11 protein-coding genes and 1 other annotated feature (1 of these 12 cut by a window edge) are annotated in these 12067 nt (G+C 49.5%); of the genes, 4 read left to right on the forward strand and 7 right to left on the reverse strand.

The window, feature by feature from the left end; translation table 11 throughout:
- Positions 1–273: 273 nt before the first annotated feature.
- Both cysB and topA read right to left on the reverse strand, forming a co-directional pair.
- Positions 274–1248, reverse strand: a complete 975-nt coding sequence (gene cysB / locus OQV04_RS13475) for an HTH-type transcriptional regulator CysB (protein ID WP_000776253.1) — start codon at positions 1246–1248, stop codon at positions 274–276.
- A 209-nt stretch (positions 1249–1457) separates the two neighbouring features.
- Positions 1458–4055, reverse strand: coding sequence for a type I DNA topoisomerase (gene topA / locus OQV04_RS13480; protein WP_001295576.1), 2598 nt, complete (start codon positions 4053–4055; stop codon positions 1458–1460).
- A gap of 379 nt (positions 4056–4434) precedes the next feature.
- Between topA and OQV04_RS13485 the strand changes: the two genes are divergently transcribed.
- The gene (locus OQV04_RS13485) at positions 4435–4686 is read left to right on the forward strand and encodes a YciN family protein (protein WP_001031530.1); all 252 of its coding nucleotides are present in this window, start codon (positions 4435–4437) and stop codon (positions 4684–4686) included.
- Between the two features lie 35 nt (positions 4687–4721).
- On the opposite strand, the gene sohB is transcribed toward OQV04_RS13485, so the two are convergent.
- The gene (gene sohB / locus OQV04_RS13490) at positions 4722–5771 is read right to left on the reverse strand and encodes a protease SohB (protein ID WP_000422055.1); all 1050 of its coding nucleotides are present in this window, start codon (positions 5769–5771) and stop codon (positions 4722–4724) included.
- A 219-nt stretch (positions 5772–5990) separates the two neighbouring features.
- Between sohB and OQV04_RS13495 the strand changes: the two genes are divergently transcribed.
- Positions 5991–6749 carry a YciK family oxidoreductase gene (locus OQV04_RS13495; protein ID WP_274446660.1) on the forward strand — a complete coding sequence of 253 codons (759 nt, stop codon included), beginning with the start codon at positions 5991–5993 and terminating at the stop codon, positions 6747–6749.
- Entirely contained in the window at positions 6746–7336 is a 591-nt protein-coding gene (cobO, locus tag OQV04_RS13500) for a cob(I)yrinic acid a,c-diamide adenosyltransferase (RefSeq protein ID WP_001278904.1), read from the forward strand. Before OQV04_RS13495 ends, cobO begins: the two co-directional genes overlap by 4 nt.
- Positions 7337–7375: 39 nt before the next feature.
- Here the strand turns inward: cobO and rluB are convergent, their stop codons facing one another.
- From rluB to rnm, 4 genes are all read right to left on the reverse strand, one after another.
- Positions 7376–8248, reverse strand: coding sequence for a 23S rRNA pseudouridine(2605) synthase RluB (rluB, locus tag OQV04_RS13505; protein WP_001291218.1), 873 nt, complete (start codon positions 8246–8248; stop codon positions 7376–7378).
- A gap of 213 nt (positions 8249–8461) precedes the next feature.
- A complete protein-coding gene (locus OQV04_RS13510) occupies positions 8462–10357 on the reverse strand; it encodes a DUF2207 domain-containing protein (protein ID WP_099145181.1) in 1896 nt (631 codons plus the stop codon).
- A gap of 27 nt (positions 10358–10384) precedes the next feature.
- The gene (locus tag OQV04_RS13515; RefSeq protein WP_001295575.1) at positions 10385–11005 is read right to left on the reverse strand and encodes an L-threonylcarbamoyladenylate synthase; all 621 of its coding nucleotides are present in this window, start codon (positions 11003–11005) and stop codon (positions 10385–10387) included.
- Entirely contained in the window at positions 11002–11883 is an 882-nt protein-coding gene (gene rnm / locus OQV04_RS13520) for an RNase RNM (RefSeq protein ID WP_032280786.1), read from the reverse strand. The genes OQV04_RS13515 and rnm overlap by 4 nt, the downstream gene beginning before the upstream one ends.
- 137 nt (positions 11884–12020) lie before the next feature.
- On the opposite strand from rnm, the gene trpL reads away from it, so the two are divergent.
- A complete protein-coding gene (gene trpL / locus OQV04_RS13525) occupies positions 12021–12065 on the forward strand; it encodes a trp operon leader peptide (protein ID WP_001700591.1) in 45 nt (14 codons plus the stop codon).
- Positions 12042–12067, forward strand: a sequence feature (Trp leader region) (it continues 68 nt past the right edge of the window). (Overlaps the previous gene by 24 nt.)

Genomic DNA, 12067 nt, shown 5'->3' on the forward strand with positions numbered 1-12067 from the left:
TGATAGAAACAGAAGCCACTGGAGCACCTCAAAAACACCATCATACACTAAATCAGTAAGTTGGCAGCATCACCAATAATTCAATCTTTTGACCTGAAATAGATATTTGAAAACTGGAATTTGCGAGGCGGGTAATTAGACACTACTTTACAGGTAATTTACCCTATAAATATGAGGGATAAAAATATTGTGCACGGTATACAAATAAGTAACAAAAGAGAATATATTCCGGCACCTTCGCTACATAAAAGGTGCCGAAAATAACGCAAGAAATTATTTTTCCGGCAGTTTTATATCTTTAAACATGACCTCAATTTCTTCATTGGAGCGCAATGCGACAGCCGCATCAACGACATCACGCGTTAAATGCGGTGCAAAACGCTGAATGAAATCATACATATAACTGCGCAAAAAAGTACTACGGCGAAAACCAATTTTGGTTGTACTGTGGCTGAAGATATCGTGAGCATCAACGCGCACAAGGTCCGGATCGGCGACCGGATCCACCGCCATGCTGGCAATGACCCCTACCCCCAGCCCTAACCGGACGTAAGTTTTAATGACGTCAGCATCCGTTGCCGTGAAAACGATACGCGGCGTTAGCCCTGCGCGATTAAAGGCAGTATCCAGTTCTGAACGTCCGGTAAAGCCGAAGGTATATGTCACCAACGGATATTGCGCCAGTTCTTCAATGGTAATGGCTTTTTTGCCTGCCAGCGGGTGATCCGGAGTGACTACAATAGCCCGATTCCAGTGGTAGCACGGTAACATCACTAAATCTTCATACAGATGCAGCGCTTCTGTGGCGATAGCGAAATCAGCATTGCCTTTAGAGACGGCATCAGCAATTTGTGTCGGCGAGCCCTGGTGCATATGCAAAGAAACGCGAGGATAACGCTCAATAAAGCCTTTGATGACGTTTGGTAATGCGTAGCGTGCCTGGGTATGCGTGGTGGCGATATACAGTGAGCCTTTATCCGGCCAGGTGTGCTCTCCGGCAACCGATTTTATGGCATCGACTTTCGACAGGACTTCGCGAGCGATACGAATTATTTCTTGCCCTGCTGGCGTTACCTGCGTCAGGTGCTTGCCGCTTCGGGAAAAAATTTGAATGCCTAGCTCGTCTTCCAGCATTCTGACTTGTTTACTGATCCCGGGTTGTGATGTGTAAAGTCCTTCCGCTGTTGATGAGACATTCAGGTTATGATTGACCACCTCAACAATATAGCGAAGTTGTTGTAATTTCATGTTAAACCATCCACTTAGACGCCATCAGAACATCGTTTTTTCGTCACACCTGGCGGGTGACTAATACGATTTAATAATAAAAAAGGTGCTAACTATAACCACTATATCATTTATAGCCTTAGTGTATAGGTGTGAAGAAAAAATAATATGCAATAAAAAAGGGCCGCTTTCGCGACCCTTTGTTTATAAAAACCTGACAGAATTAAAGGTTATTTTTTCCCTTCAACCCATTTGCCATCAACATAAAATGCTGACCAGCCAGTCGCCTTTCCGTCTTTTTCCGAAGAGACATATTGCTGTTTGGTTTTACGGCTAAAGCGAACCATGGTCTTATTACCTTCCGGATCCTGCTGCGGCGCATCGGCCAGATAACGCAGTTTTTCCGGCAGACGGTCGCGGAAGCGATACAGCTCTTCCACCAGCGGCGCACGCGTTTCACGCGATTTCGGGAAAGTGTTGGCAGCCAGGAAAACACCCGCAGCGCCGTCACGCAACACGAAATAAGCATCTGATTTTTCGCAAGGTAGTTCTGGCAGAGGAACCGGATCTTCTTTCGGTGGAGCCACTTCGCCGTTACGTAAAATCTTACGCGTGTTTTTACACTCTTCGTTGGTGCAGGCCATGTATTTACCGAAACGCCCCATTTTCAGGTGCATTTCAGAGCCACATTTTTCACACTCAACGATCGGGCCGTCATAACCTTTAATGCGGAATTCGCCCTCTTCGATCTCGTAACCGTCGCAGGTTGGGTTATTACCACAGACATGCAACTTACGTTTCGGATCGATGAGATAGCTGTCCATCGCCGTGCCGCATTTCGGGCAACGACGTTTTGCGCGCAGCGCATTGGTTTCAGCGTCTTCGCCTTCCAGCACGTTCAGCACTTCGTTTTCCGGCACCAGGTTAATGGTGGTTTTGCAACGCTCTTTCGGCGGCAGCGCATAACCAGAACAGCCAAGGAATACCCCGGTGCTCGCTGTGCGAATCCCCATTTTGCGACCACAAGTCGGGCAGTCAATGCTGGTCAGAACCATCTGGTTCGGGCGCATACCACCCTCTTCCGGATCTTTTTCAGCTTTATCTAACTGCTGGGTGAAATCCGAGAAGAAGTGATCCAGTACAGCTTTCCACTCTGCTTCGTGATTTGCCACCTGGTCAAGGCTGTTTTCCATCTGCGCGGTGAAGTCGTAGTTCATTAACTCGCGGAAATTTTCTTCCAGGCGATCGGTGACGATTTCGCCCATTTTTTCCGCATAGAAACGACGGTTTTCTACACGCACATAGCCACGATCCTGAATGGTCGAAATGATCGACGCATAGGTAGACGGACGACCGATACCGCGTTTTTCCAGTTCTTTAACCAGCGATGCTTCACTGAAACGGGCTGGCGGCTTGGTAAAGTGCTGGGCTGGTGTCAGTTCAACGAGCGTCAGAGCATCGCCTTTATCGACTGCCGGTAAGATACGATCTTCATCGCCTTTACGCAGTGCAGGCATCACTTTTGTCCAGCCATCAAAGCGCAAAATACGACCGCGTGCTTTCAGGCGGAAATCGCCCGCACCAACGGTCAGCGTCGTGGAGTCATATTTCGCTGGGGTCATCTGGCAGGCAACGAACTGACGCCAGATTAACTGGTACAGTTTCTGCGCATCTGCTTCCATATCCTTCAGCGATTCCGCCATCACATTGACGTCAGAAGGACGAATCGCTTCGTGCGCTTCCTGTGAGTTTTCTTTGCTGGCGTACTGATTCGGACTTTCCGGCAGATATTTCTTACCAAAATTATCGCTGATATAACCGCGAACCATATTTACCGCGTCCTGACTCAGGTTAGTGGAGTCGGTACGCATGTAAGTGATATAGCCTGCTTCATACAAACGCTGCGCCATCATCATGGTTTTTTTCACGCCAAATCCAAGACGGGTGCTGGCAGCTTGTTGCAGCGTAGAGGTAATAAAAGGAGCGCCAGGTTTACTGGTTGTCGGTTTGTCTTCACGTTCCAGCACGCTGTAGCGCGCTTTTTCCAGCAGACTTACCGCAGCCTGAGTTTGTTCTTTGTTGACCGGACGGAACGGTTTGTCGTTCTGATGAGTCACCTGCAACGCCAACGCTTCACCAGATGGCGTGGTCGTGCTGGCATCGACTTCCCAGAACTCTTCCGGCACGAACGCTTTAATTTCACGCTCACGCTCGACCACCAGGCGAACCGCCACCGACTGCACACGACCGGCAGACAGACCACGAGCGATCTTTTTCCATAGCAGCGGCGAAACCATATACCCCACCACGCGGTCCATAAAGCGACGCGCCTGCTGGGCATTAACACGATCAATATTCAGCTCACCCGGTTTGTTAAATGCCTGGCGGATCGCGTTTTTAGTAATTTCGTTAAACACCACTCGGCTATAGCGCGCATCATCACCACCAATCACTTCCCGCAGGTGCCATGCAATGGCTTCCCCTTCGCGGTCAAGGTCGGTTGCGAGATAGATGTGGTCGGCTTTTTCAGCCAGTTGTTTCAGTTCAGAGACGACCTTCTCTTTACCAGGCAACACTTCATAGTGCGCCTCCCAATTGTGCCACGGGTCAACCCCCATACGGTTGACGAGAGCGCCACGTTCATCCTTTTTAGGCTTTTTAGCCGTCTTGGTGGAGGTAGAGTCGGCACTCTTTTTGGCAGCTGAGCCACTGGTCGGCAAATCGCGGATGTGACCGACGCTGGATTTCACCACGTAGTCACTACCCAGATACTTGTTGATCGTTTTGGCTTTTGCCGGGGACTCAACGATGACAAGAGCTTTACCCATATTCACCTTACCTAATTTGATTCTTCCAGGAATGCGTCGCACGTTGATAAACCTTCCACTGGCAACGAGTTACCGATATGGACTCGTTCTCTGCGGATATCAACCCCTTGTCGTGACTCTGTTCACGAAAATTCAGGTGACTGAGTTAACAGGTCTTGGCCTACAGGCGCTATAGCACGACGGAATTTTGGTCGAATGTCAAGCAAATCTATTGCCAGATTGACGAAAGCGTCACACTGTACCTGATAAAATCCGATACGCAACTTTATTAGCATGCAAAATCCAAAGTTGCCAGTAAGGCGCTCTTGCCACCAGCGTGGTATATTTGTCTGCAAGCCATGCCTGGCGTAGACTAATGTCCTTGTTTAAGGAGTAAATAATGAACAAAGAGACACAACCCATCGACCGCGAAACGCTGTTGAAAGAGGCCAACAAAATCATTCGTGAGCATGAGGATACGCTCGCAGGGATTGAAGCCACCGGCGTCACGCAGCGTAATGGCGTGCTGGTATTTACCGGCGACTACTTTTTAGATGAACAAGGATTGCCAACAGCCAAAAGCACCGCGGTGTTTAATATGTTCAAACACTTGGCCCATGTGCTTTCAGAAAAATATCACCTGGTTGATTAAAGCAAAACGCGAGGTCTTACCCTCGCGTTTGTCTTTTACATCAATGGCTTTTGCCCACGCTGCCACCAGCGTAGCAATAATCGATCTGCGCTCTCTGCCGCGCTGCCGGTGAATCGGTCAATGAGTCGTTTACGCTGCATATAGCGTACATTGACCACTTCTCGGCCTTCCATCAGGCTAAGAATAACTTCATCACTGGTGTTGATTTCATCAACCAGGCCTTTCTCTACCGCCTGTTGTCCGTACCAGTGTTCACCCGTTGCCACCTGTTCAATATCCAGAGACGGACGCATACGCTTCACAAAATCTTTAAATAACTGATGCGTTTCGTTCAGCTCTTCGCGGAATTTCTCCCGCCCTTCTTCGGTATTTTCACCCAGCAAGGTCAGCGTACGCTTATACTGCCCGGCGGTGTGCAGTTCGATATCAATATCTTTGCTTTTCAGGAAGCGGTTAAAGTTGGGCATTTGCGCCACCACCCCAATGGAACCCACAATAGCAAACGGTGCGGAAACAATTTTGTCCGCCACACAGGCCATCATGTAACCGCCGCTGGCAGCAACTTTGTCTACCGTAACAGTTAAAGGAATGTTTTTATCACGCAGACGCTGCAGCTGCGAAGCCGCCAACCCGTAACCATGCACCATGCCACCAGGGCTTTCCAGACGGAGCACAACCTGATCCTGCGGTTTGAATGCTGCGAGTACAGCCGTTATCTCTTCACGTAGCGAGTTCACTTCATGGGCGTCCATGCTGCCTTTAAAATCCAGCACCCAGACGCGGGGTTTACTGTCAGTTGACACCTCGCCCAGTTTGGCTTTCGCTTTTGCTGCTTTCGCTTCTTGCTTGTGCTTTTTCTTCTGCGCTTTGTGCCACTGTTTTTGCTGATGTGAGTCCATCAGCGCCGCGGCCAGTTCTTCTTTCATCTCCTTATACTGTTCGCTGAGATTGTTGACCCGTAACTCGCCACGCTGGCGTTTATTACGTTGAGCAACATTGACAATAATGGCGGCAATCGCCGCAATCGCTAGCACAACGGTAACGATTTTCGCCAAAAACAAACCATATTCAGACAACAATTCCACGAGTCCCCACCTTGGTTAAACAACGCTTTGGCTCACAGTTTACAACAGGCATGTTAAGCCGTCTCGCAGAGATGTTATTGCAGCGAAAGTATGACAAAGCATCCATTTTGCGGTGTTATCGCCCCAGGCTGATTGAAATGCCCTTCTGTTTCAGGCATAAAGCCCCAAAGTCATAAAGTACACTGGCAGCGCGACAGACAACGTCGTTGAGGAGTAGCCATGCATTACCAGCCAAAACAAGATTTACTCAATGATCGCATTATCCTGGTGACGGGAGCCAGTGATGGTATTGGTCGTGAAGCCGCGATGACGTATGCACGCTATGGTGCGACAGTGATTCTGTTGGGCCGTAATGAAGAAAAATTACGTCAGGTAGCCAGCCACATAAACGAAGAAACTGGGCGTCAGCCACAGTGGTTTATTCTCGATTTGCTGACCTGCAGGTCCGAAGATTGCCAACAACTGGCACAGCGCATTGCCGTTAATTATCCGCGTCTGGATGGTGTTTTGCATAATGCCGGATTGCTCGGCGATGTTTGCCCAATGAGCGAACAAAATCCACAGGTCTGGCAGGACGTCATACAGGTCAACGTTAATGCTACCTTTATGCTCACCCAGGCACTGCTTCCTTTATTACTCAAATCGGACGCCGGTTCACTGGTCTTTACTTCATCAAGCGTTGGACGTCAGGGACGAGCCAACTGGGGCGCATATGCAGCCTCGAAATTTGCCACCGAAGGGATGATGCAGGTACTGGCCGATGAATATCAGCAGCGCCTGCGCGTCAACTGCATTAACCCAGGCGTTACGCGCACCGCAATGCGTGCCAGCGCCTTCCCGACCGAAGATCCACAGAAACTTAAAACACCCGCTGATATCATGCCGCTCTACCTCTGGCTGATGGGCGATGACAGCCGCCGTAAAACCGGCATGACCTTTGACGCCCAACCGGGCCGTAAACCAGGAATTTCCCAATGAGTGATGAACGCTACCAACAGCGTCAGCAGCGAGTGAAAGAAAAAGTAGATGCTCGTGTGGCCCAGGCCCAGGATGAACGCGGTATTATCATCGTCTTTACCGGTAATGGAAAAGGCAAAACCACCGCGGCATTTGGTACGGCAACACGCGCAGTTGGTCATGGAAAAAAAGTGGGCGTCGTGCAGTTTATCAAAGGCACCTGGCCTAATGGCGAACGCAATCTGCTGGAGCCACACGGCGTTGAGTTTCAGGTAATGGCAACGGGCTTTACCTGGGATACACAAAACCGCGAGTCTGATACCGCCGCCTGCCGCGAAGTCTGGCAACATGCAAAGCGAATGCTTGCTGATTCCTCACTGGATATGGTTTTGCTTGATGAGCTGACTTATATGGTGGCGTATGACTATTTGCCACTGGAAGAAGTGGTGCAGGCGTTAAATGAACGTCCACATCAACAGACGGTGATTATCACGGGTCGAGGCTGTCATCGGGATATTCTTGAACTGGCGGATACGGTGAGTGAGCTGCGCCCCATCAAACATGCGTTTGATGCCGGTGTAAAAGCGCAGATAGGGATCGATTATTAATCTGTAAAAATGCCGGATATGACGTCCGGCATACTTTGATTAACCGCTATTACGCCCGCCAGAACGACGACCGCCGCTCACCTGACTGTGACGTTTCACCGCACGACGAATCTGATTCGCCTTCATGCGACGACGGTCTTTTTCTACAGCGACTTTAGAGCTGGTTTCTGGCGGTAGCTCCACCAGTTCGCGCAGATAGTTAGTCTGGGCGAGGTCCAGCTCCGTCCAGCCACCGCGTGGCAGACCTTTTGGCAGTGGGATATCACCGTAACGAACACGGATCAGGCGGCTCACCTGCACACCAACCGCTTCCCACAGTCGACGAACTTCACGGTTACGGCCTTCGGTCAGAGTCACGTTGTACCACTGGTTGATCCCTTCGCCGCCGCTGAACTTGATGGTTTTAAAAGCTGCCGGACCATCTTCCAACTGCACGCCACGACTCAAATCACGCAGTTTCGCGTCGTCAACCTGACCAAATACACGCACGGCATATTCACGTTCAACTTCACGGCTTGGATGCATTAAACGGTTTGCCAGTTCACCATCGGTGGTGAACAGCAGCAGACCACAGGTATTAACGTCCAAGCGACCCACGGCAATCCAGCGTGCGCCACGCAGTTTTGGCAGACGGTCAAACACCGTTGGACGTCCTTCCGGATCGTTACGGGTACACAACTCACCTTCCGGTTTGTAATAGGCCAGAACGCGACAAATTTGTTCAGCGGACTCACGTACCGAAATCAGGTGACCATCGATACGGATTTTCAATCCAGGGGTAACTTCAACACGATCGCCGAGTTTAGCAATTTTGCCATCAACACTCACACGACCGGCTTCAATAATAGATTCGATTTCACGGCGAGAACCGTGGCCGGCACGCGCCAGCACTTTCTGTAGCTTTTCGCTCATAGAGCTTCCTTTTGGTGTCGCCTTCCCAGGCGTCTGATATGCTTTTGTGCAACAGTGAGTCAGAACTTACATCTGACTCACTGATAGTAAAGTCTGTTTGAACTCTTCAGGCCTTAAGTAAACGAACTTGACGTTTCAACTGGCCTGGCTTTGAGGCGCAACATACTACACTATCTTTATGGTTAAAGCTTGTTTCGATTAACATCAGCTTGATTACCAGCCACCACCGCCTCCGCCACCCGCGCCGCCGCCAGCACCACCACCGGAATAACTTCGCCCCAACAAACTGGTATTGGCCCCCAGACTCAGGTGCATCTGTAATGAGAACAAAACGCCACTACAGGCAATTTCCGGGGCGCTAACAGCCGCTGTGAGTGATGGGGTGATACGTGCAACCCATTCTCTTCCAAGGTTTGCTGAGACTGCCCAACCTGGCAACGCGTAATCCAGTTTCCGTGTTTCCCCTTTCCGCCGCCGCCCACTGTGTGTTGCCGCCTCTTTACGCGCAAGATAGTTAACGATAGCTTCACCGTGGGCATAACGTTGTTGCCCAGTTTGGGTAAACTTTGGCAGAAAAATATACCCCATACCAGTGAGATAACCGGTCAGGAAAACAGCGCTAAAATACCCCGCTGGCATATACCAGTAAAAGAATACATCTCCGACATTGATATAGAGAGAATAAAAGGCCACGCCTGAACAAATCAGCGGTAAAAACAAAGTGATGATTACACGATTAACGCAAGGCTTGTCATCATCGCGGGCAAACAAAAGCTCAAGGGAACAAAATAAAAAAGGAAGAAGCCAGCAGATCATAATAAACATATCGCCCACCAGACTCATTCCTGCCCAGCCTACAGGACTCAGGTTACCGTAAAGAATGACCGCCAATATTGCCAGTCCACCCCATTGCAAAAAAGTATCAGGCCGGTAAAACGAAGACTTTTTACGCGGCAGATAAAATTTCTGCATCCGTAAAAATGCCCTGCGTAAGACTCTGTTGCGTCTCCCCGTAAGAACGACCTTATCGCCTTTACGAAATAACGCTTCCAGTAATAACTGCTCTGCGGGCAGTAATAACTCATTATTTCTGGTCGCGCCTTCATTAACACGAATCAGGATTTGCTGGTTCTTATCATACTGATCTTCCAGATGAATTTTTCCTTTCACAATCAGATTTACGATATCGGCACAAAACCCTTTATCGTCGTAAACCAGCTTCGCATCGAGACGTAACATGCCGGGCGTGTAATCTGGCGGAATGACATCGGTTTCAATCACATCTACCGGCGTAAATTGCGGCCTGCGCTTCCAGAGATATAACCATCCACAAACCAGGAATAGACACGGAAACCAAATTAACAACGATGATGTGGAGGGTAAAAGAAGATGGCTGAAAATATTCGTCGTTTGTGGAGCCGAGGCATTGCTAAGTAAAGCGTGAGGCCAGCGGTAGAGTACCGTGAAATCTTCACGATAAAACGGATCGCGGGATTCAATTCTTCCGTCCTCAAGGATGCGGCCATTTCGATATGTGTCGCCCTCTTCTCCAGTAAAGAGATCGATTTCGCTAAATGGATTACCCGCGATATCAGGGAACTTGAGTGAAAATAGGGTCTTATAGATTTCAAACGGCCAGTGGTTACCAGTCACGTTCCAGATTAACAGATCTGAATCTCCCTCACGCTGGAAAGCATTTTTAACCTGATAATGAATTTGATAATGATAGTCGCCTTGAGGCAAGAAACGTTGTTTATCGCCCACGACAATACTCATTAACCCGATATGCCAGTCATGATGCCAGGGTTCAGGAATACCATCACGGGTGACGCCAACAATATGATAGTTCAGCAGTGCAGCGTCCCCATCAGGCTGCATCCATAGTCGTGGTAAATCACGATAAAATCCGTGCTTAATCTGCTGATTTCGCGCCTGAAAATGAATGTTCTCTTTGATGTCGAGCACCCCATCCGGTTGCAGAGTGGCTTCAACATCAAAGAGCGAGATCCCTTCTTCATAAGAAGGGATCTCCTTGTTTTCTGCATAACTTAGAGATGATACAAACAGCCCTGCTATCAACAGCAAAATGCAGCGAAACTTCCCTGCCATAGTCTTCCATCCGTGGAACGCAATTTGTTATAAGAAAGGCTTCACATCACCTACGCCTTCACGCACCACGACCGGCGTATCATCGGTAAGATCAATAACCGTTGTTGGTTTCTGCCCGAGATAGCCGCCGTGAATAATCAAATCTACCTGTTTTTCCAGACGGTCTTTAATTTCTTCGGGATCGGATTCGGTAAATTCGCTGCCTGGCAGCATTAGCGAAGTGGAAAGCATCGGTTCGCCCAGTGCTTCAAGCAACGCCTGCGCAATCGGGTTAGAAGGCACACGCATACCGATGGTTTTGCGTTTTTCCTGCAACAGACGGCGCGGCACTTCCTTCGTCCCCTTCAGGATGAAGGTATAGTTGCCCGGCGTGTTGTTTTTCATTAAACGAAACGCAACGTTATCGACAAATGAATAGGTCGAGAGTTCAGAAAGATCGCGACACATCAGGGTAAAGTTGTGACCGTCCGGCAGCTGGCGAATACGACAAATACGCTCCATGGCGTTTTTATCTTCAATTTTACAGCCGAGCGCATAGCCGGAATCAGTTGGATAAACAATCACCCCGCCTTTACGCACGATCTCCACCGCCTGGTTGATCAGACGTTGCTGTGGGTTATCAGGATGAATATAAAAAAACTGGCTCATAATTCCCTCTCTGTGGTGTTCTGCGGCTGTTCCCATAGCTGCCAGACGCCTTCAACGCCTGCGGGCAGCCAGAGTTTACGACCCAGTTCGATCCACGGGCATGGCTGATGAAAATCAGATCCTTGTGATGCCCATAAATGATGCTGACGCGCAAGTGTCGCCAGCTGGGTGCGTTCATTGGGCGATTGCTGGCACTGCGCGACTTCCATCGCGTCGCCGTCGTGTTCGGCAAAATGCGCAACCAATCTTTTCAGCCATTTAGCACTAAGATTGTACCGCCCAGGATGAGCTAGCACCGCCTTACCGCCAGAATGATGAATGACATCAATAGCTTGTTCTATTGTACACCACTGTGGCGGAACGTATCCGGTTTTCCCGCGCGCCAGATACTTTTTAAAGACATCCGCCATTGAACTGGCTTTGCCGCACTCAACAAGGAAACGCGCAAAATGACCGCGCGTCACTGCGCCGCCCTGCGCCAGTCGTTGTGCGCCTTCCAGCGCCCCAGGTATTTGCGCTTTTTCAAGTCTTTCGGCAATGAGCTGCGCCCGCTGATTGCGCCGTTCTGTCTGCTGCGCGAGGAACTCACACATTAGCAGATGAGTAATATCAATATTCAGCCCGACAATATGAATTTCATGATTTTCCCAGACCGTGGAAATTTCCACGCCGGGAATAAGATTCAGCGCCAGTCCCGAACGTGAAATTTCCTCTCTTGCTGGCGCGATTGCAGCTGTGGTGTCATGGTCGGTGATCGCCAGGGTGCCGACGCGCATCTCGACTGCACGGTGCACCAATGCTTCTGGCGTCAGGCAGCCATCGGAAGCTGTGGTATGGCTGTGCAGGTCGTAAATCACTGCGTAATTCGTGTCGCTCAAGGCGCACTCCCGTTCTGGATAATGTTTTTTGCGCCGACATCATAACGGTTCTGGCAAATATTCTGAAATGAGCTGTTGACAATTAATCATCGAACCAGTTAACTAGTACGTAAGTTCACGTAAAAAGGGTATCGACAATGAAAGCAATTTTCGTACTGAAAGGTTGGTGGCGCACTTCCTGAAA

Origin of the sequence: Escherichia sp. Lx600-2 (assembly GCF_036662595.1) — a bacterium.
In the GTDB taxonomy this organism is placed as follows: Bacteria; Pseudomonadota; Gammaproteobacteria; order Enterobacterales; family Enterobacteriaceae; genus Escherichia; species Escherichia coli.